General features: G+C 71.4%; 18 protein-coding genes. 8 read left to right on the top strand and 10 right to left on the bottom strand.

The genetic code is table 11. The features are described 5' to 3' along the window. Positions 1 to 70: 70 nt before the first annotated feature. Together OG210_RS17555 and OG210_RS17550 are read left to right on the top strand one after the other, a co-directional pair. A complete protein-coding gene (locus OG210_RS17555) occupies positions 71 to 832 on the top strand; it encodes a FadR/GntR family transcriptional regulator (RefSeq protein WP_371537566.1) in 762 nt (253 codons plus the stop codon). A gap of 199 nt (positions 833 to 1031) precedes the next feature. Then, positions 1032 to 2498: an aspartate aminotransferase family protein gene (locus OG210_RS17550; protein WP_371537563.1), complete on the top strand. Its 1467-nt coding sequence runs from the start codon at positions 1032 to 1034 to the stop codon at positions 2496 to 2498. A 27-nt stretch (positions 2499 to 2525) separates the two neighbouring features. On the opposite strand, the gene OG210_RS17545 is transcribed toward OG210_RS17550, so the two are convergent. Next, complete coding sequence (locus OG210_RS17545; protein ID WP_328327917.1) at positions 2526 to 3191, bottom strand: TetR/AcrR family transcriptional regulator; 666 nt, start codon at positions 3189 to 3191, stop codon at positions 2526 to 2528. A gap of 195 nt (positions 3192 to 3386) precedes the next feature. Here OG210_RS17545 and OG210_RS17540 point away from each other — a divergent pair, with 195 nt between their 5' ends. Then, the gene (locus OG210_RS17540; RefSeq protein ID WP_328327919.1) at positions 3387 to 4943 is read left to right on the top strand and encodes an APC family permease; all 1557 of its coding nucleotides are present in this window, start codon (positions 3387 to 3389) and stop codon (positions 4941 to 4943) included. Positions 4944 to 4975: 32 nt separating this feature from the next. Here OG210_RS17540 and OG210_RS17535 read toward each other — a convergent pair whose 3' ends face one another. Further along, positions 4976 to 5608 carry a methyltransferase domain-containing protein gene (locus tag OG210_RS17535; RefSeq protein WP_328327921.1) on the bottom strand — a complete coding sequence of 211 codons (633 nt, stop codon included), beginning with the start codon at positions 5606 to 5608 and terminating at the stop codon, positions 4976 to 4978. 79 nt (positions 5609 to 5687) lie between these two features. On the opposite strand from OG210_RS17535, the gene OG210_RS17530 reads away from it, so the two are divergent. Next, positions 5688 to 6062: a hypothetical protein gene (locus tag OG210_RS17530; protein ID WP_328327923.1), complete on the top strand. Its 375-nt coding sequence runs from the start codon at positions 5688 to 5690 to the stop codon at positions 6060 to 6062. Positions 6063 to 6086: 24 nt separating this feature from the next. Here OG210_RS17530 and OG210_RS17525 read toward each other — a convergent pair whose 3' ends face one another. From OG210_RS17525 to OG210_RS17505, 5 genes are read right to left on the bottom strand one after another with little or no spacing between them, the layout of a single operon-like run. Beyond that, positions 6087 to 6923: an SDR family oxidoreductase gene (locus OG210_RS17525; RefSeq protein WP_328327925.1), complete on the bottom strand. Its 837-nt coding sequence runs from the start codon at positions 6921 to 6923 to the stop codon at positions 6087 to 6089. An 8-nt stretch (positions 6924 to 6931) separates the two neighbouring features. Continuing rightward, complete coding sequence (locus OG210_RS17520; protein WP_328327927.1) at positions 6932 to 9079, bottom strand: acetate--CoA ligase family protein; 2148 nt, start codon at positions 9077 to 9079, stop codon at positions 6932 to 6934. Then, positions 9076 to 10311 carry a Glu/Leu/Phe/Val dehydrogenase dimerization domain-containing protein gene (locus tag OG210_RS17515; RefSeq protein ID WP_371537558.1) on the bottom strand — a complete coding sequence of 412 codons (1236 nt, stop codon included), beginning with the start codon at positions 10309 to 10311 and terminating at the stop codon, positions 9076 to 9078. Before OG210_RS17515 ends, OG210_RS17520 begins: the two co-directional genes overlap by 4 nt. After that, the gene (locus tag OG210_RS17510) at positions 10308 to 12113 is read right to left on the bottom strand and encodes a thiamine pyrophosphate-binding protein (protein WP_371537555.1); all 1806 of its coding nucleotides are present in this window, start codon (positions 12111 to 12113) and stop codon (positions 10308 to 10310) included. Before OG210_RS17510 ends, OG210_RS17515 begins: the two co-directional genes overlap by 4 nt. A gap of 1 nt (position 12114) precedes the next feature. Then, complete coding sequence (locus OG210_RS17505) at positions 12115 to 13272, bottom strand: acyl-CoA dehydrogenase family protein (RefSeq protein WP_328327933.1); 1158 nt, start codon at positions 13270 to 13272, stop codon at positions 12115 to 12117. A gap of 330 nt (positions 13273 to 13602) precedes the next feature. On the opposite strand from OG210_RS17505, the gene OG210_RS17500 reads away from it, so the two are divergent. The 3 genes from OG210_RS17500 to OG210_RS17490 are packed head-to-tail and all read left to right on the top strand — an operon-like array spanning position 13603 to position 14706. Next, positions 13603 to 13965 (top strand): DUF2089 domain-containing protein, encoded by a 363-nt coding sequence (locus tag OG210_RS17500; protein ID WP_371537552.1) that lies wholly within the window; start codon positions 13603 to 13605, stop codon positions 13963 to 13965. Then, positions 13962 to 14222 (top strand): hypothetical protein, encoded by a 261-nt coding sequence (locus OG210_RS17495; protein ID WP_328327937.1) that lies wholly within the window; start codon positions 13962 to 13964, stop codon positions 14220 to 14222. The genes OG210_RS17500 and OG210_RS17495 overlap by 4 nt, the downstream gene beginning before the upstream one ends. A 52-nt stretch (positions 14223 to 14274) precedes the next feature. Beyond that, positions 14275 to 14706 carry a hypothetical protein gene (locus tag OG210_RS17490; protein WP_328327939.1) on the top strand — a complete coding sequence of 144 codons (432 nt, stop codon included), beginning with the start codon at positions 14275 to 14277 and terminating at the stop codon, positions 14704 to 14706. A gap of 61 nt (positions 14707 to 14767) precedes the next feature. On the opposite strand, the gene OG210_RS17485 is transcribed toward OG210_RS17490, so the two are convergent. The 3 genes from OG210_RS17485 to hutH form a co-directional block, all read right to left on the bottom strand. Beyond that, complete coding sequence (locus OG210_RS17485) at positions 14768 to 15013, bottom strand: hypothetical protein (protein WP_328327941.1); 246 nt, start codon at positions 15011 to 15013, stop codon at positions 14768 to 14770. Continuing rightward, positions 14997 to 15248 carry a DUF6400 family protein gene (locus OG210_RS17480; protein WP_328335481.1) on the bottom strand — a complete coding sequence of 84 codons (252 nt, stop codon included), beginning with the start codon at positions 15246 to 15248 and terminating at the stop codon, positions 14997 to 14999. Before OG210_RS17480 ends, OG210_RS17485 begins: the two co-directional genes overlap by 17 nt. Before the next feature lie 380 nt (positions 15249 to 15628). After that, positions 15629 to 17167, bottom strand: coding sequence for a histidine ammonia-lyase (gene hutH / locus OG210_RS17475; RefSeq protein ID WP_328327943.1), 1539 nt, complete (start codon positions 17165 to 17167; stop codon positions 15629 to 15631). Between the two features lie 477 nt (positions 17168 to 17644). Between hutH and OG210_RS17470 the strand changes: the two genes are divergently transcribed. Then, positions 17645 to 18856: an epoxide hydrolase family protein gene (locus tag OG210_RS17470; protein WP_371537548.1), complete on the top strand. Its 1212-nt coding sequence runs from the start codon at positions 17645 to 17647 to the stop codon at positions 18854 to 18856. The last annotated feature ends 5 nt before the right edge of the window (positions 18857 to 18861 follow it).

Below are 18861 nucleotides of genomic sequence, written 5' to 3'. Positions count from 1 at the left end.
GTCGAGTCCAATAACATGGATCCCAGGGGCACGGCGGCAGGCGCACGGCCCGCGACCGGGGAGAGGGCACGTGAGCAGCAGCGGAAATCGGGGCGATCGGGCGGCCGTCGCGAAGCAGGCGGCCTCGCACACGGTGGTGGCCGAGGCATTGCGCCAGCGCATCGCCCTCGGCGGTTTCGCTCCCGGCGACCGGCTGCCCACCGAGCGCGAACTGGCCGGAGTCTTCGGCGTGGGCCGCAACACCGTACGGCAGGCACTGCGCGAGCTGACCGAAGAAGGGCTGGTCAGCACCACCTTGGGACGCTCGGGCGGCACCCGGGTCGAGGCCGTGAAGCCGGGCCGGGAGCGGGCGCGCGCCACCGTCACGGCCGGCATCCGGGCCTCGCTGCGCGACTACATGGAGTACCGGCAGGCGATCGAGCCGTTCGCCGCGCGGCTGGCCGCGGAGCGCGGGTCGGGCACCGCCCGCCGTGAACTCGTGGCGCTGCTCGACACCGAGGTGACGGACCTCGGCGCGTACCACCGCGTCGACACCGCCTTCCACCTCGGCATCGCCACCACCGGCGACAACGAGGTGCTGGCGGAGGCGGTGACCCGGGCCAGGACCGAGATGTTCGTGGGCGGCAACGCCCTGTGGCTGGGCTCGGACTGGACTCGGGTGTACCCGGCGGGCCGGGACTTCGGCTGCGCCTTCCGCGAGGAGCACGAGGGTGTGGCGCTCGCTGTGCTGTCGGGTGACGGTGATGCCGCGGAAGCCCGGATGCTGGAACATCTGCGGGCCTCGCACCGCCAGTTCCTGGCCCTGCTGGGCCAGTTCGCCTCGGACGACTGACCCACCGGGCCACGCCACGCCTCTCAGTGAGACCCGATCGACGTGATCGACGTGATTGACGCGAACGGGCGCGGCCTTTACGCTCCTCCTAATTGGGTCCAGTCGAGACCCAATTAGGGATCCCGTGAGAGATGCCATGAGAGATCCCATGAGAACGCTTCGCATATCCACCGGCAGCGCGCGACAGGAGAGACGCCCCGTGCACTCTTACGACGAGGACCTCACCCAGCAGGTCATGGACCACCTCCTGCACCGGCTCCGGCTCGACCCGCCGCCGCTCGGCCGCCTCGGCGACCACCAGGAGCTGACCCTGGCCCTGAAGGACACCATCGGGGCGGCCCCGAGGGACCCCGCCGATGTGCTCCGCACCTACACCGAGGACCTCGAACCGACCGTCGTCTCCTGCGACCACCCGGCCTTCCTCGCCTTCATACCCGGCGCCCCGACCAAGGCCGCCGCCCTGTTCGACATGGTGGTCTCGGCCTCGTCCCTGCATGGCGTCTCCTGGCTGGAGGCCTCCGGCGCGGTCGCCGCCGAGAACTCCGTACTGCGCCTGTTCGCCGATCTGGCAGGCCTGCCCGCCGAGGCCGGCGGCTGCTTCGTCAGCGGCGGATCGGCCGGTAATCTCTCGGCCCTCGTCGTCGCCCGCGACACCGGCCGCGCCCGCCTCGGCCTCGACGAACGCGCCCCGGTACGGATCGCGGTGAGCGACCAGGTCCATTCCTCGGTCGGCAACACCCTGCGCATCCTGGGAGTCGAAGCGCTCGTCGTACCCACCACGGACCACCGGCTGACCGGAGAGGCGCTCGCCACGGCCCTGGACGCGGCGCAGCGGGACGGCGGAGCCCCCGTCGTCGCCGTCGTCGCGACCGCGGGCACCACCAACGCCGGGATCATCGACGACCTCGCGGGGGTGGCCGGGCAGACACGCGCCCGCGATCTGTGGCTGCACATCGACGCCGCGTACGGCGGCGCGGCGCTCTTCGTCCCCGAACTGCGGGAGCGCCTGCACGGCATCGAGCACGCCGACTCCCTCGTGGTCGACCCGCACAAGTGGATGTTCGCGCCGTTCGACTGCGGCGCCCTGCTCTACCGCGACCCGAGGACGGCGCGCGCCGTGCACACACAGGACGCCTCGTACCTGGACGCCATCCACGGGGACGACGACGGCGGCGAGTGGAATCCGAGCGACTACGCCTACCACCTGACCCGCCGCCCACGCGGCCTGCCGATGTGGTTCTCCCTCGCCGTCCACGGCACGGACGCCTACCGCGACGCGGTCGCCCACGGCGCGGCCATCGCGCGGCGCACGGCCCGCCTGGTCGAGCAGTACGACGGCCTGGAGCTGCTCCGCGAGCCCGAACTGACCGTCGTCCTCATCCGTCGCACCGGCTGGCAGCCCGAGGACTACTACGCCTGGTCCAAGGAGCTTCTGGCGTCGGGCGTCGCCTTCATCACCCCGAGCGTCTGGGAGGGGGAAACGGTCGCCCGGCTCGCGTTCCTCCACCCCGGCATCACCGAGGAGACGGTCCACGCCATCCTCGACTCGCTCGTCAAGGACGACAAGGACGACAAGGACGACAAGACCGTCAACACCGACAGGGCCGACACGGATGGCGAGAGCGGCAGCGCGGGGAGGATCCCGGCCGCGGTGTCCGCGCCGTAACGAAGCAGTACGGGGCGGGGCCGGGTCTCAGCCCCCCTGACCGGCGCCCGTCCCCTTGCCCGTACCCGCCCTCGCCCCCGTGAGCGCCGCGCGGTCGATACCGAGTTCGCGCGCCAGCGCGTCGTCCGTCCACTCCAGCATCGCGGCGCGGGTGAGCGACCCGGCGTACCCGGTGTACGACGTCATCTGCACCGCGAGCCCGTCGAGCAGCGCCGTCAGCCGCCACGCCGCGGCCGCCGGATCCGCACAGGAGAACTCTCCCGCCTCGACGCCCTCCGCGATGACCTCGGTCAGCGCGGCCTTCCACTGCTGGTCGAGGTCCCGGGTCACCTCCCGCAGGGCCGGGTCCCGCAGCGCCGCCGACCAGCCCTCGATCCACAGCCGCCAGCCCTTGGCCTGCCCCGTCGGCGCGTACCAGCGCACCGCCGTACGCAGCCGGTGCACCGCCGGTGTGCGGCGCCCGAGCAGTTTCCGCAGCTGGGCGAGGTCTCCTTCGGCGGCGTGGTGGAACGCGGCCGCCACGAGCTTCTCCTTGGTCGAGAAGTGGTAGAGCACCAGCGCGTTGCTCACCCCGAGAGCCGAGGCCACATCGGCGATCCGCACGGCGGGGACGCCCCGCGCCTCGATCTGCTCGACGGCGGCGCGCAGCATCTCCCCGCGCCGCTCCTCCACGCTCAACCGCACTCTTGCCATGCCGTCACCCTAATTCCCGGCGCGGCGGGTATCCGCACGTCCTGCACGCGACCGGGCCCAACGGGCAGTCCAGACAGGGGCCGACGGAGTATTGACACCGGTACACGGCTGGGGACACAGTCTCTCTACTGACTGGCCATTCAGTCAGTTACATGTGCGCGCCAGTACGCTTCGTACCGCCGTAGGAGTCCCTCCGTGACCCAAGCACCGCCCACCGCGGCCTCTCAGCCCGCCCCGTCGCAGACCCCCGACCTGTCCACCGGCTGGGGCGAACAACGGGGCCGGCTGCGCAAGGACCTTCGCCGCCTCGACGTCCTGTTCTTCCTCATCTGCACCCTCGTCGGCCTGGACACGATCGGCTCGGTCGCCGCCCAGGGACCGCAGGGGCTGACCTGGATGGCCATCCTCGCGCTCGCCTTCTTCCTCCCGTACGGACTGCTCGTCGCCGAACTCGGCTCGGCCTTCCCGGTCCAGGGTGGCCCCTATGTGTGGACCCGGCTCGCCTTCGGACGGCTGACAGCGGGTGTCAACCAGATCCTCTACTGGATGTCCAACCCCGTCTGGGTGGGCGGCAGCCTCTGCATCATCGCCCTGACGACGTGGGAGGAGTTCTTCACGCCGCTGCCCGGCATCTGGAAGTACGCGGCCGGCCTCGTCTTCATCTGGGGCGGCACCCTCGCCATCGTCCAGTCCGTGCGGGTGGGCAAATGGGTGCCCATCGCCGGAGCCGTGGCCCGGATCGTGCTGCTCGGCTTCTTCCTGGTCTCGGTGGTCGTGTTCGCCGCCGAGAACGGCCTGCACGGCCTGCCCGCAGGGCAGTTCACCCCCACGTACACGGGGTTCGTCGCCCTCGTCCCCGTACTCATCTTCAACTACGTCGGCTTCGAACTGCCCAGCTCCGCCGCCGAGGAGATGACGAACCCGCGCCGCGACATCCCCCTCGCCATCCTCCGCTCCGGGCTCGCCTCCCTCGTCCTCTACGGCGGCCCCATCCTCGGCATCCTCTTTGTCCTGCCGGGCAAGGAGATCGGCAGCCTCGGCGGTTTCATCGACGCCTGCAAGGCCGTGTTCACGGTGTACGGCGGCCACATCGCGGCCGACGGCACCGTCACCCTCACCGGCGCGGGTGCCGTCTTCGGCGGAATCGCCGCGGCGGGCCTCATCATCGGGTTGCTCACCTCCGGCGTCACCTGGGCGATGGGGGCCCACCGCGCCCAGGCGGTGGCCTGCGCGGACGGGGCCGGGCCTGCCTGGCTCGGCACCATCTCCGAGAAGCACGGCACTCCGGTCCGGGTCAACCTGCTCTCCGCCGTGCTCGCTTCGGTCCTCTTCGTGGTGGCGCTCAACCTCACCGGCGGCAACGGCGAGAAGTACTTCGCGGCGGGGCTGAGCCTGACGATCTCCACGACGTTCATCTCGTACGTGATCACCTTCCCCAGCCTGCTGGCGCTGCGCCGCAAGTACCCCGAAGCCCCGCGCCCCTACTCCGTGCCGGGCGGACGCGTCGGCGCGTGGACGGTGACGGTGCTCTCCACCGGTCTGGTCGCGTTCACCGTGATCGTGCTCATCTGGCCGGGCTTCGGCGTCGGCTGGTTCGGCACTTCGGGCTCACCGTCCGGCTCACTGCCCCCGTCCTTCGCGGGCCAGCGCCTCGCGTACACGCTGACCCAGACGGTGCCCATCGTGCTGTTCCTGGTTGTCGGGGTGGTCTTCTACGCACTGGGAACGAAGACCCGCCGGGCAAAGGGATAAGGGATGAGGGATAAGGACTCAGGACGATCCGCTCAGAGCACGCGCCGTACCGCGATGACGTTGTCGGTGACGATAGCGGTCCGGCCCTCCGGCCCGGTGGCGGTCCGGCTGGGCGCGTCACACCGCTCGGCGTGCCAGCCGTCGTCGAGCCGCAGGGACGCCAGCACCTCCTCAGGGGCGGGGAAGCGCACGTCCTCACCGGCCTGCCAGGACCAGGGCGCCACCGAGGCGTGCTCCACCACGAGCAGCAGCCCGCCCGGCGCCACCGCGCCGGCGGCCCTGCGCAGCACCTCCGCACGCGGGATCTCCACCGGCGTGTGGAAGTAACTGGCGCTGACCAGGTCGAAGGAGCCTTCCGGGAAGGTCGTGGCCAGGTCGTGCCGGGCCGGGTGGACACGGTCGGCCGCACCGGCTGCCCCGGCCCCGGCTGCGACCCGGTCCAGGGCCGTGGCGGACACATCGACCGCGGTGACGTCCCAGCCGCGCGCGGCGAGCCAGAGCGCGTCGCCGCCGTGCCCGCAGCCCAGGTCCAGCGCCGTGCCCGGAGTGGGCGCGAGGGCGGTGACGAGTTCCGCCAGGACCGCGTTGGGCCGGGTGCCCCAATGCGCCGGAAGCTTCGCGTAGTGGCTCTCCCAGAAGACGGCGGAGTCGGTGGTGCTGTTCATGGGCACGGCCCTTCTGCGGCTGACGGTGTGGCCTGCACCGACGACACTGCGCCCTGCCCGGAGGGCGTTGCAAAGGTTCATGCTGTTTCGGCATCTTCGCGGAGCGAAGTTCACCGGTTACGGCGAATACAGGGACGCGGGCGAGGCACCGGCGTACGATCGCGTCCAGGCGTACGACACCAAGGCCCACGCACAGAGCGCCTTCACCAAGGCCGCCGCGGGCGGCGAGGGGTACGTCAGGACGTCGGGCCCGGCCATCGGCAATGAGTCGCAGTACTTCACGCACACCGCCGATGGCGGCACGGACCGGGTCATTCTCTTCCGCTTGGGCACCGTCGTCGCGGAGGTATCCCTCGACCAGGCCAGTGCCCACCCGGAGGACCTTCAGAAATTCGCGGCCACCCAGGTCGACCGCACCGAGCAGGTGCTGGCCGGCAAGACGCCCGCCGGCTGAGCACATCCCGCTTCGGTACACCCCCTAAGCCGATGTGCGGCCGTACACCTGCTTGCCGAGCCACTGGCCACCGTCCAGCGTCAGGCACTCGCCGGTGACGTACGCGGCCTTGTCGCCCAGCAGGAACAGGGCCGCCTCCGCGATCTCCGCCGGGTCGGCGAACCGGCCCGCCGGGACCGTCTCCAGCACCCCGGCCCGCGCCTCGTCCGTCGCCCACAGCGCCGCGCCCGCGCCCTCCGTCTCGGTCGGGCCGGGCGCGACGCAGTTGAGGCGGATGCCCAGCGGTGCGAGCTCGACCGCCAGGGTGCGCGTCATGGCCAGCACGCCGGCCTTCGCCGCGGCCGAGTGGACGGTCCCCGGGTGCCCGTGCCAGGCGTAACTGGCGATCACCGACAGCACCGATCCCCCGGTGCCCTGCTCGCGCAGTCGGCGGGCGACGGCGCGCGTGCAGTAGTACGAACCGTTGAGGACGATGTCGACGACCGCCCGCCAGCCGTTCGGGCTCATGTCGATGCCGGGCACCACGAAGTTCCCGGCCGCGTTGTTGACCAGGCCGTCCACCTGGCCGAAGTGGTCGACGGCGGCGGCCACGAGGGCGTCGACGGCCTCCGGGTCCCGGACGTCCGTCGGTACGGCGAGAGCCCGGCCGCCCTTCTTCTCCGCGAGGGCGACGGTCTCGGCCAGCCGTTCCGGCGTGCGGCCCGCGACGACGACCTGCGCGCCCCGGCCGCTCAGGGCCAGCGCGACGGCACGCCCGATGCCACTGCCGCCACCGGTCACGACGTAGGTGCGGCCGGCGAACTCACCTGCTTCTACGGGGTGTTCGCGCCGCGCGGGCTCGGGGCTCGTACCAGAACTCATGCCAGGACTCATGCCAGGACTCCATGTGCGTCGAGGGCGACCGCGCCGCCCGGGTGGACGAGCAGCGGATTGACTTCGAGCTCGGCGAGCTCGGGGTGTTCGACCGCGGCCCGCGCGAGCGCGCAGAGCGCACCGGCGGCCGCGTCCAGATGGACGGCGGGGGCGCCCCGCCAGCCGGTGAGCAGAGGTGCGTGCCGCAGCGCGAGCAGCAGTTCGCGCGCCCGCCCGGGGGTGAGGGGCGCCAGGGCGAGGGCGGTGTCGGCGAGCAGTTCGGCGGTGACCCCGCCGATGCCGACCATGGCAACGGGCCCGAAGGCCGGATCGCGGCGCACGCCCGCGATGAGCTCGACGGCGTACGGAGGACGGGCCATCGCCTCCACGACGTAGTGGTCGACGCCGGTCGCCTCCCGCATCCGGCCGAACGCCCTGCGCAGCGCCGCTTCGTCGGCCAGGCCGAGGGCCACCCCGCCCGCCTCGGTCTTGTGCGCCAGTCCCATCGCCTTCAGCACGAGCGGATATCCGGTGCGGTGGGCCGCGTCGGCTGCCTCGTCCGCCGTGCTGACGAACTCCGCCGCCGGGAAGACCATGCCGTACGAGCAGAGCAGCGCGCGGACGGTCCGGTACCCCCCGTCGGGGACCCGCTGCGGAGCGGTGGCGATCGGTGGTGGGGACGGGGGCCCGGGTGGGAACGGGGGCTGTGGCGGTACGGTCCGTCGCAGCCGGTCCGTGGCCGCCAGCGCGGTCGCCGCCTGCTCGATCCGCTCGTACACGGGGACGCCGTGCTGCCGCAGGACGGCGAGGGCCGGTGTGTCGCGGGCCATGGTGTGCACGACGAGCGTACGGCCGGACTCCCGTACCGCAGCGGCCAGTTCGCGGGCGACGTCGCACTCGCTCGCCGTCTGGGCGGGGTTGGCGGTGGCGTAGTCGCCGAAGTAGCCGGTGAGGACAGTGGCGTCGGCCTCGCCCGCGACGAGCAGGGCCCGCGCGATGCGGGCATAGTTGCCGATGTCCGCCTCACCGGCCCCCGCCAGGTCGACTGGATTTCCGCAGCCGACGCCCGGGGGCAGATACGTACTGACGGCCGCCTGTGTCGCGGCGGACAGCACGGGCACCTCAAGGCCGCTCGCGGTCAACGCGTCGGCGGCCAGGGCCCCTTGCCCTCCGCTGTCCCCGACCACGGCTATCCGGCTCGCCGCTCCGGAGACCGGCCCTCCGGCCCCTTGCCGGACCTGCGCGGCCAGCAGGCACAGTGCGACGTCGACCAGTTCCCCCGCCGTGTCGAGCAGGAGCGCACCCGAGTCCCGGCACACCGCCGCCACCACCGCACGGGCGCTGACCAGGGCGCCGGTGTGCGAGGCCGCGGCACGGCCGGATGCCTCGCTGCGGCCGACGGTCAGCAGCAGCACCGGTTTGCCGGCCGCGTGGGCGGCGGCGAGGGTGCGGGCGAGCCGGCGGCCGTCGCGGAAGTCCTCCACGTACGCGGCGATCACCCGGGTCGCGTCGTGCGCGATCAGGGAGTCGAGCGCGTCCGCCGCGTCGATGTCCCGCTGGTTCCCGAGCGAGACGAAGCGGGAGAAGCCCTGTCCCGCGCGGGCCAGCAGCCGGCCGATCTCCAGGGCGAGATTGCCGCTCTGCGAGACCAGGCCGACCTGCCCTGACGGGAAGTCGCCCCAGCTGAGGCGGAGTTCGCTCGTGGTGTCGACCACACCCATGCAGTTGGGACCGAGCAGCCGGGCGCCGTGCGCGGTGACGAGAGAGGCGAGTCCGCGCTCCGCATCGGCCGCTGTGCCGGAGGCCCCGGGTGCACCGGCTCCTGTCCCCCCGGAGGTGATCACCGTGAAGCAGCGGGCTCCGATGGACAGCCCCTCGTCCACGACCGGCCGCACATGCTGGGGCGGCACGGCCACCACGATGTGCTCGGGGGCGGCGGGCAGGGCCGCGAGACCGGGCAGGAACGGCACTCCGTCGAGGCTGCCACCGCGCCGGTTGACCAGATGGACAGTGCGGCGGTGGCGCCCGGCGAGCGCACCGGACGCGAGCCAGTAGCCCCACTTCTCCGGGTTTCCGGAGGCCCCGACGACGGCGACGGACTCCGGGTCGAACAGCACACGGAGAGCGTCGGCCGGCCCACCGTGCTCCATGCGTTCTGTGGTCATCCGTACCACCCGAAGCGCTCGGCGATCACCGGCAGCCGGTCCGCGACGATCGCGTGGGCGGCAGCGCGCGGAGTCGTTCCGTCGGCCTCCGACCGGGCCAGCATCTGGTCGATGAGGGCCCGCATCGACCGCCGGATGTGGGCGAACGCCTCGTCGGCGTCGGCGCCGATGTCGCCGAACAGCGTCCACCACCACCACGCGTTCGTGGCGGAGTTGACGACCACGTCGGGCAGTACGGCGATGCCGCGCTCCGCGAGCAGTGCCTCCGCATCGGGCAGTACGGGCATATTGGCGGCCTCGACGATCCAACGCGCCGTGATACGGGCCTGGTTGACGGTGTCGACGGCGTAGGAAACGGCAGCCGGTACGAGCACCTCGGCGTCCACGGAGAGCCAGGCGTCGCTGCCCGGCAGCTCCGTATCACCGGGGCCGAGGGCGGTACGGTCGACTGCCCCGTACGAGTCCCGCGCGCGCAGCAGCGCCTCCACGTCGAGCCCGTCGGGGTTGGCGATGGTGCCCTTGACGTCGGCCACGGCCACGATCCGCAGACCGGCCCCGGCGAGGAAACGGGCGGTGGCCCCGCCCATCGTGCCGAGTCCCTGTACGGAAACCCGGGTGCCCTCGTACGGGACGCCCGCGCGGTCCAGCACCGCGAGCACCGACTCGGCCACGCCGCAGCCGCCCGCCAGTTCGTCGAGGCCGATGCCCGCCACCTCGACCGCGAAGGCGTCCGCCAGCCGCTGCCGGGCCGTCGACTCGTCGTCGAGGAGCGGATAGACGGCCTGGATGGAGGAGAAGAGGCCCGCCTCGGCGGCGGCCTTGTCCACGATGTCCTGGCTCAGCCCCAGATCCTCGCCGGTGGTCCAGAACCTCTCGATGTACGGCCGCATGGCTTGCAGGTACCGCACCAGGATCCCGTACGCGTCGGGGCTCCGCGGATCGCAGTCGATGCCGCCCTTGGCCCCGCCCAGCGGGATGTAACGGGCCGTGGGGTCATCGCCGTTGAAGTGCAGGGCCTCCTTCATCGTCATGCCCCGGGCCAGCCCGGCGACCTCGTCGAGAGTGCAGCCCTCCCGCATCCGCAGGCCACCACTGGACACACCGCGCACCAGCCGGTCGACCACCAAGTGGCCGGTGCGGCCGGTGACATGGTCGGTCCAGGTCAGCGAAATCAGCGGGGTGGAAGAGGGGGTGGGGGCGGTAGCGGGGGCGGCGCTCGGCTGGGTGGTCATCGGGGGGTCTCCTCCGGAACGGTGATCAGGGTCGGGCCCGGCGCGGTCAGTGCTCGGGTCAGGGCGTCGGCCAGCTCCTCGGGCGAGTGGGCCTGCTCGCCGTAACCGCCGTAGGCGCGGGCGAGGGCGGGCAGGTCGACGCACGGGAGGTCGACGGCGGTGGGGGTGTCGCCACGGGCGGTCATCTCGTCGCGGATCTCGCCGTAACCGCCGTTGTCGAACACCACGACGGGCAGCGGGATCCGCAGTTGCGCGGCGGTGGCCAGCTCCTGGACGGAGAACTGCAGGCCGCCGTCGCCGCTGAGGGCGACTACCTGCCGGCCCGGGCAGGCGGTCTTCGCGCCGATCGCGGCCGGCAGGGCATAGCCGAGCGTGCCGAACCCGGTGGGATGCAGATACCGGCCCCCGGGACCGACGGGCAGATGCGGCAGCGCACCGTAGTAGCAGCACTGGGCACTGTCGGATGTGATGACGGCGTCGGGGGCGAGCACCCGGCGGACGGCCCGCAGATAGGGCACCCAGCGGGCATCCCGTACGCGGGTCTCGTCGTCCCGGGCGGCACGCAGGGCGGCGACGGCGCGGGCCGCGCTCCCTTCCTCGGGCACGGACGACAGGAACCGCTCGGGGGCGGTCGCGGCGGTACCAACGGAACCTGCACCAGGACCAGATCCAGCACCACCGCCCGCCCGCAGCGCGTCGATCACAGCGCCCACGGTCGCGCGGGCGTCGCCCACCAGGGGGTGGTCGGCGGCCGGTTCCGCGTACATCTGGGCCGGGTCCACGTCGATCCGGATCAGGGTGCCGTTCAGTCCCAGGGGAGCGGACCACAGGTCGGACTCCGCCAGCTCCGTACCGACGGCGACGACGGCATCGCGGTCCGCCAGCCACTTCTGGACGGCCGGGCTGTGCAGCGAAACCCCCATCGACAGGGGATGCGTCTCCGCGACGATTCCCTTGCCGTTGGCGGTGGTCACCACCGGGGCGCCCAGCTGCTCGGCGAGCGCCAGACACTCCTCGGCGGCGCCGCGTGCACCGCCGCCCAGCACGATCGCCGGGTGCCGCGCCGCGCGCAACGCGTCCGCCACCCTGTCCACTTCGGCGTGCGGTGGAACCACCGGCGCGGCGGGCGGGGTGAGCCGGATCGCGCTCACCGGTTCGGCGGCCTCCAGCAGGTCGAGCGGTATCTCGATGTGCGCCGGCCTCGGCCGGCCCGAGGTGAACAGCGCGAACGCCCGCGCCACGGCCGCACCGATCTCGTCGACCGACGACACCCGGTGGCTGAAGGCAGCGACACCGCGCATCGCGTCGGTCTGGCTGCGCATTTCGTGCAGCAGCCCGTTGGACAGCCGGGGATGCCGCAGCGGCATACCGGGCGAGACGACGAGCAGCGGCACGCTGTCCGAGTACGCCTGCCCGACTGCGGCCGCGATGTTCAGCAACGCGGGCCCGGTGGTGGTGATCGCGACGCCTGGCCGGCCGCTCACCCGGGCGTACGCGTCCGCCGCGTAGCCCGCGCCCTGTTCATGACGGGGCGTCACGTTCCCGATGTCGTACAGCCGCAGATACCGGTAGATCTCCAGGTTGTGGGTACCGGGGATGCCGAAGACCTCCCGTACGCCGTGCGCGGCGAGGGATCTGACGATCGCCTCGCCTCCGGACATCGCCGACTCGGGGCCGTAACGCCCGCGAGCATCGGGGCGGTTGAGGCAGTCGGGGCGGCCGGTGCGGTCAATGCCACCCGCACCGCCGGAGATGCGCGGTGCGCCGTGCTCGCCCGTGCGGGGTGCGCCGTGCTCGCCCATCTCACATCCCCCGCGAGATCACGAGGCGCATGATGTCCGATGTGCCTTCCTCGATCTCCTCCAGCTTGGCGTCGCGCATCCACTGCTCCACCGGGTACTCGCGGGAGTAACCCCAGCCGCCGAGCGTCTGGACCGCCGCCCAGGTGCAGTACGCGGCGGTCTCCGAGGCCGTCAGCTTGGCCATGGCCGCCTCGGCCGTGGCGTCCAGGCCGGCGTCGAGCCGCTTCGCCGCCCGCCAGGTCATGAGCCGCGCCTGCTCGACGCGTGTCCGCATGTCCGCGAGGCGGAAGGCCACCGCCTGGTGCTCGATGACCGGCTTGCCGAACTGCTGCCGGGTCTTCGCGTAGTCACGTGCGTACTCGTACGCGGCCCTGGCCACACCGGTCGCGGCGGCGCCCAGCACGGTGCGGGAGATGTCGAAGGTGCGCATGAGCCCGTGGAAGCCCTGCCCCTCCGCGCCGAGCCGGTCCGCATCGGGCACGAACGCGTCGCTGAAGAAGATCTCCCGGCAGACGATGGCGCGCTGGCCCATCTTCCGCATCGGTTCGCCGAAGCTGACCCCTGCGGTGTCCTTGCGGAGGAGGAAGGCGGTGACGCCCCGGGAGCGCTGAGCCGGGTCGGTCTTGGCGAACACGACGTACTGCTCGGCCTCTCCGGCGTTGGAGATCCACGCCTTCTGGCCGTTCAGCAGATACCCGCCCTCGGTGCGCGTCGCCGTCGTCGCGATGGACGCCGCGTCGGACCCGGAGCCCGGCTCGGTGACGGCCAGCGAGGTCATCGGGGTGTCCGGACCGGCCAGCGGGGTGAGCCAGGCGCGCTGCTGTTCCTCGGTGCCGAGGGCGAGGAGCGGGTCGGCGAAGAAGCCGTTGGAGCAGAGCAGGTTGCCGATGCCCAGGTCGCCGACGCACAGCTCCTCCTGGACCAGGCACTGCGTGAACACATCCGTGAATCCGCCGCCCCCGTACTCCTCGGGCAGCATGAAGCCGGTGATCCCGACCTTGGCGGCCTTGCGCCACAGATCCCAGGGAGTCTCGACATCGGCTTCGTCCACGGCGCGCGCCCTCGGCCGGATCTCCTCGCGCGCGAAGGTCCGGGTGAGTTCGACGATGTCGCGCTGATCGAGAGTGAGCGGGACCAGTTCGGCGGGCAGCTCGGACATGGTGCCTCCAGACAGAGACGGCAGCAGAAGCGATTTACTGAACCGCCAGTCAGTATCGGGAGGCGTGAGCGGCCCTGTCAACGAGTGCGCTACTGAATCATAAATCAGTTACTGACGGCCCCGGCGCCGCGGAGCGGGCCCGGCGGGCCAACGGAATTGCGACCGGCTCGCGGATCACGGATACCGAGCGCCGAGCGATCCGGAACATTAATGACTCACTTAGAAAACTTAAGGTTTTTGCGTTGACTACTTAAAAAACTCAAACTACAAATAAATGGCGGGCGGGTCACCGAGAGCACACCGAGAGCAACCGAGGACGAGGGAGCCGACGTGGACTGGCAAGAACTGACGGATCTGACGCAGGGGCGGCCGTTCATGGTCGAGCGGGTCAGGCTCGTCGACAGCGGCGTCGCGGTCGAGGGTCGGTTCGAGCCGCCGCAGCTGGCACAACTCAGCGTGGAGGACCAGGTGTTCGTTGCGGCGTTCGTACGGTCGCACGGTTCGATCAAGGGGATGGAGCGGACCTTCGGGGTGAGCTACCCGACGATCAAGTCCCGTCTGAAACGGATCGCGGAGCACCTCGACTTCGTCGACACCGACCCTGCACCCACCAGCGCCGACGTCGTCGACCGGCTGCAGCGGGGGGAGATCAGCGCCGAGGAGGCGCTGGCCGAGCTGGAGAGGCCCCGATGATGCCGCAGCTGCTGACGGTGCGCTACCGCCGCCCCGATGGGCGCTTGCGGCGGTTCTACGCCCCTGTCCTGCCGGTACTGCTGGTGCTGTCCCCGTTGTTGCTGCTCGCCGTGGCGGCCGGACTGATCGCATGCCTGGTCTTCCGGGTGCGCCCGGTGGGCGCGCTGCGCGGCGTCGGGCACCTGCTCTGGGCACTGCCCGGCACCCGGTTCGAACTGGAGCAGGGCCGGACGGCCGTGCTCGTGAGCATCAGATGAACCAGATCAGACGAGCCGGACGAGCCGGATAAGTCGGAGAGGGAGAGCAATGATGAACGAGCAACGCCGCCAGATCCTCCAGATGCTGGCCGAGGGCAAGATCACCGCGGACGAGGCCGAGCGGCTGATCGATGCCGTCGAACGAGACCAGCCCGAATCACCGTCGGAAGCCGCGCCCCGCCCGGCATCCCGGCCCAAGCACCTGCGCGTGGTGGTGAATTCGGAGGACGACGGCGAAGGCGAAGGGCCGAGCCGGGTCAACATCCAGATCCCGCTGCAGCTGTTGCGCGCCGGGGTCCGGCTCGCGAGCCTCGTCCCTCCGCAGGCGCTCACCAAGGTCAACGCGGAGCTGAAGAAGTCAGGGGTGCCGATCGACCTGACCGAGCTCAAGCCGCAGCACCTTGAGGAGCTCATCGAGCAGCTCGACGACGTCAGCATCGACGTCGACGACCCGACCGGGAAAGTGCAGGTGTTCTGCGAGTAGCGCCATCACGGCGCGGGAGCACGGGAGCTCAGAAGCCCCGGCGCAGCGAGGACCCCGCGCGTCAGGAGGGGGCAGCGCCGTCGCCGCGGCCGGTGACACCGGGCCGGGTGTCCCATGACCACATGTGCGTGCACCGCGGGCACTGCAGGTGGACGACCGGCCCCTTGTTGGAGATCAGATAGCGCCAGTGCTCGAAGCAGTTGCGGCGACTGGCGCAGGTCGCGCAGTGGCGGGCGTCGTCGCAGACGGGGCAGTCCACCCAGGCGCGACGGCTGGAGTCGGCCTGCGGATCAATGGGCAGCCGCACGGCCCGGCTCCTCCCCCGGCAGGACACCGGCCGCGACCAGCATGTCGTAGGTGCGCTGCTGCTCCGCGTCCAGGCCCGAATAGAGCAGGGCGTACGCCTCGTCCTCACCCCGGAGGGCCGCCACCGGGTCCCAGTCGGACCCGAGCGCAGCCACGACCTCGGCCCGTCGCCGGACCTCGTCGGAGGTCAGGTCGATGGTGAAGGGGGTGAGGTCGGTGGCGTTGTCCGGGTTCATGGCGAGACTTCCGATGTACGGGCAGATTCTCACCATCTGTACCAGTCGCCCACCGCGTCAGGGAAGGGTGACCTAAGTCGCCCCGGAGCGGCCCGGCACGACACACAGCCCGGCCCACCGACGGGACGGGCCCGGATCGGCCGACAGGAGCGGGCCGTTACCGGCACCGAGCCCTGAACGTACGGACGCACCCCCTCACACCCCTGTGACGCACCTCACGCCTGGCGCCACAGGTCAGGCGCGGGGTAAGGCCCGCCGTACGGGCCCGGCACCACCGGGCCCGTACGGAGCAGCCGACAGGGCCGGCGTCCTGCCGCGGGAGGGCGGGTGCCGCCGGCCGTGCCGGCGCAGGACGGGCCCGGCAGGACCGTAGCCCCACCTCAGCGGAGCGGGCCAATCACGTCCTCGACGACCCGCAGCGCCTTCCCGCTGCGCACGAGCTCCGCGATGTGCTCCATGTCTGCGTGGAATACCCGGTCCTCACTGACGGTCGGCACGGTTTCCCGGATCCGGGCCCGCAGCGCCTCCGCGGCCGGCGAGGGCGCGTGCGGCGCGAGCAGGTCGAGCGCCTGCACGGCGCACATCATCTCGATCGCTATGACATAGCCGAGCTTGCGCGTCGCCCTGTAGGCCTTCAGCGCTGCCAGGTAGGCGTTGCTGACCGAGTCCTCCTGATGGGCCGAGGTGGGGACGGAGTCCGCGGAGGCGGGCACCGCCATACCGCGCAGCTCCATGGTCAGCGCGGCGGCCGTGTACTGCACGATCATGTAACCGCTGTTGAGCCCCGGCCGGGGCGCCAGGAACGCGGGCAGCTCGCTGAGGTTGCTGTTGACCATGCGGTCGGTGCGGCGCTCGGACATCTTGGCCAGCACGGTCATCGCATTGACCATCGCGTCGGCCTGGAGGCCGACGAACGTGCTGTCGCAGTTCGCCCCCATCAGCGCCACCCCGTCCTCACCCTCGGGGTGGATGACCGGGTTGTCGCCCACCGAGTGCAGCTCCTCGATGACGACCTCCCGGGCCTGCGCGAGGGTCCGCTTCGCACCGCCGTGCATCTGCGGGATCCCGCGGATGCACAAGCTGTCCTGGAGCCGGTGATCGAGGAACTCGGTGCTGATCTCGCTCGCATCCGTCAGCCGCCGCAGGTTCTCGGCCACGGCGCCCTGCTCGGGGTGTCGCTTCCGCTCCTGCAACCGAGCGTCATAGGCACGGACGCTTCCCTTGAGCGCCTGCACCGACACGCTCGCCGCGACGTCAGCTGTGGTCGCTACGAGGTTGGCGTCATAGGTGGCCAGGACGGCGATCGCGGTGACGGAGTGCGTCCCATTGGTGAGCGACAGCCCCTCCTTGCAGCCGAGCCGGGTCGGCTGCTCTCCGATCCGGGTCAGCGCCTCTGCCCCGGGCAGCAGCTCGCCGCCGCACCAGGCCCGGCCCTCTCCCAGCAGCACCAGAGCCATGTGCGCCTCAGGGGCCAGATAGCCAACGGAGCCCTCGCCCGGTACGTGCGGCGTGACCCCGGCGTTGAGCATCCGCCGGATCAGTTCCAGGGTCTCGATGCGGATACCGGAATAGCCTTCGCCGAGGCCGACCAGCTCCATCAGCGCGATCGCGCGGACGATCTCGGTGGGCAGCGGTTCGCCGACCGACACGGCGTGTGAGCGCACAATATTGCGCTGCAGTTCTTCGGCATCCGCCGGGTCGATCACCTCGGTGACGTTGTCGCCGAAGCCGGTGGTCACCCCGTACACAAGGCGGTTCTCAGCCAGGAAGCGCTCCACCAACGCGCGCGACTTGCGCACCCGGTCAACATAGGCCGCATCGAACTCGACCCGGGCGCCGTAACGGGCGACGGCAACGAACTGCTCAATAGTGATCGGCTCCTCACCCAAGGTGACAGCCACGATCTCGTGGGCAGGCATGGAATCCTCTCGAATCGGTCAGCAGTCGGTGAGGGGGTGGATCAACGGCCGGCGGCCGTCAGCGCGCCGGCCAGGGTGACTGACCGCCCGCAGCGGGCGATCTCGTACGCGCCCGGCACGGCGGGGGCGCTGGTGGGCACGGATCCCCCTCTCGACTAAATCTATTCACTCAATAGGCTTCATGAAAGCTTCCATGCATAACCTTGGCAAGACAGTTGGTGGAAACCGGCGTCCGCGAAGGCTCTCGCCGACGCTGCGCGCACATGCCGATTACGGAGTGGCAGCGCGCCTGCCTCCGCCGAGCCGAGCTGCGCACCCGCCGCCGGGGCGGCGGGAGTTCCCTCCCCGCGCTCCCCCGGCGGCCACCGTCCGCGCCACCGCTCCATCCGGAGCGCACCGCCCCAGCACGTCGCCCCGTATCTCGTTCGCCCCCATGAACCGGCCTGATCCAAACGAAAGGCCCTAACATCCAGCAGCATGACGATCTCCGCCGAGAGCCTCCGGGCACTACAGGCATTCCGCATCAGCGTCCCGCAGAGCGAGCTCGATGATCTGCACGAGCGCCTGGACCGCACTCGGTGGCCCGACGAACTGCCCGGCGTGGGCTGGGCCTACGGCGTTCCGCGCGGCTATCTGCGGGAGCTCGCGGACTACTGGCGGCACGAGTACGACTGGCGGGCAGCGGAAGCCGGGTTGAACGCGTGGCCGCAGTTCACCACCACCATCGACGGCGCGAACATCCACTTCGCCCACATCCGGTCGCCCGAACCGGACGCGACCCCGCTGATCATGACGCACGGCTGGCCCGGGTCGATCGTGGAGTTCGCCCGGGTCGCCGGCCCCCTGACCGACTCACGGGCGCACGGCGGCGACCCCGCCGACGCGTTCCACCTGGTCCTGCCGGGCATTCCCGGGTTCGGGCTGTCCGGGCCGACCACCGAGCCGGGCTGGGAGTACCGCCGGGTGGCCGCCGCCTTCGCCGAACTCATGGAGCGCCTCGGCTACCGGCGGTTCGGCGCCCAGGGCGGCGACTGGGGTGCGGCCATCTCCCGTGAGCTGGGCCGCGTCCGTCCGGACCGGGTCATCGGCGTCCATCTCAACCTGCTGCCGGGCTCGGCCGCGACGGAAGAGCCGACCGACGACGAGCTGGCCCCGCTGAGCCCGGCGGAACGCGCCCGCACCCTGGCGTCCTGGGAACGCAACCGGCGATGGGCGCGCGACCGGCAGGGGTACGCCGACATCCAGTCCACCCGGCCGCAGACGCTCGCGTACGGGCTGACCGACTCACCGGTGGGCCAACTGGCCTGGATCGCGGAGAAGTTCAAGGAGTGGACCGACTCCCGGGACCGCCCGGAGGACGCCGTCGACCGCGACCAGCTGCTCACCAACGTGATGCTCTACTGGCTGACCGGCACCGCCGGTTCGTCGGCCCGTATCTACTACGAGCGGGCGCACGCCGACTACTGGGGCGCCCCGCCCGAGCCGTCAGCAACGCCCACCGCGCTGGCCGACTTCCCGCAGGAGAACTTCGTACCGCTGCGGCACATCGCGGAGCGGACGAACAACATCGTGCAGTGGACGGAGCACGACAGGGGCGGCCACTTCGCCGCGATGGAACAGCCGGGCCCCCTGGTGGACGACATCAGGACCTTCTTCCGGAAGCTTCCCCGCGACCCGGCCGCCGGATGACCCGC

It is taken from the genome of Streptomyces sp. NBC_00466, assembly GCF_041433995.1.
In the GTDB taxonomy this organism is placed as follows: domain Bacteria; phylum Actinomycetota; class Actinomycetes; order Streptomycetales; family Streptomycetaceae; genus Streptomyces.
The sequence above is the reverse complement of the archived record's forward strand: the minus strand, read 5'-3'. Positions and strand labels throughout refer to the sequence as shown.

What these genes read in the sequence shown, in the direction of transcription:
- OG210_RS17530 (WP_328327923.1), top strand. Translation starts at nt 5,688, where the DNA reads ATGCTGTTTCGGCATCTTCGCGGAGCGAAGTTCACCGGTTACGGCGAA.
- hutH (WP_328327943.1), bottom strand. Translation starts at nt 17,167, where the DNA reads ATGCCTGCCCACGAGATCGTGGCTGTCACCTTGGGTGAGGAGCCGATC.
- OG210_RS17495 (WP_328327937.1), top strand. Translation starts at nt 13,962, where the DNA reads ATGATGCCGCAGCTGCTGACGGTGCGCTACCGCCGCCCCGATGGGCGC.
- OG210_RS17510 (WP_371537555.1), bottom strand. Translation starts at nt 12,113, where the DNA reads ATGGGCGAGCACGGCGCACCCCGCACGGGCGAGCACGGCGCACCGCGC.
- OG210_RS17515 (WP_371537558.1), bottom strand. Translation starts at nt 10,311, where the DNA reads ATGACCACCCAGCCGAGCGCCGCCCCCGCTACCGCCCCCACCCCCTCT.
- OG210_RS17535 (WP_328327921.1), bottom strand. Translation starts at nt 5,608, where the DNA reads ATGAACAGCACCACCGACTCCGCCGTCTTCTGGGAGAGCCACTACGCG.
- OG210_RS17545 (WP_328327917.1), bottom strand. Translation starts at nt 3,191, where the DNA reads ATGGCAAGAGTGCGGTTGAGCGTGGAGGAGCGGCGCGGGGAGATGCTG.
- OG210_RS17520 (WP_328327927.1), bottom strand. Translation starts at nt 9,079, where the DNA reads ATGACCACAGAACGCATGGAGCACGGTGGGCCGGCCGACGCTCTCCGT.
- OG210_RS17480 (WP_328335481.1), bottom strand. Translation starts at nt 15,248, where the DNA reads ATGAACCCGGACAACGCCACCGACCTCACCCCCTTCACCATCGACCTG.
- OG210_RS17525 (WP_328327925.1), bottom strand. Translation starts at nt 6,923, where the DNA reads ATGAGTTCTGGTACGAGCCCCGAGCCCGCGCGGCGCGAACACCCCGTA.
- OG210_RS17470 (WP_371537548.1), top strand. Translation starts at nt 17,645, where the DNA reads ATGACGATCTCCGCCGAGAGCCTCCGGGCACTACAGGCATTCCGCATC.
- OG210_RS17505 (WP_328327933.1), bottom strand. Translation starts at nt 13,272, where the DNA reads ATGTCCGAGCTGCCCGCCGAACTGGTCCCGCTCACTCTCGATCAGCGC.
- OG210_RS17490 (WP_328327939.1), top strand. Translation starts at nt 14,275, where the DNA reads ATGAACGAGCAACGCCGCCAGATCCTCCAGATGCTGGCCGAGGGCAAG.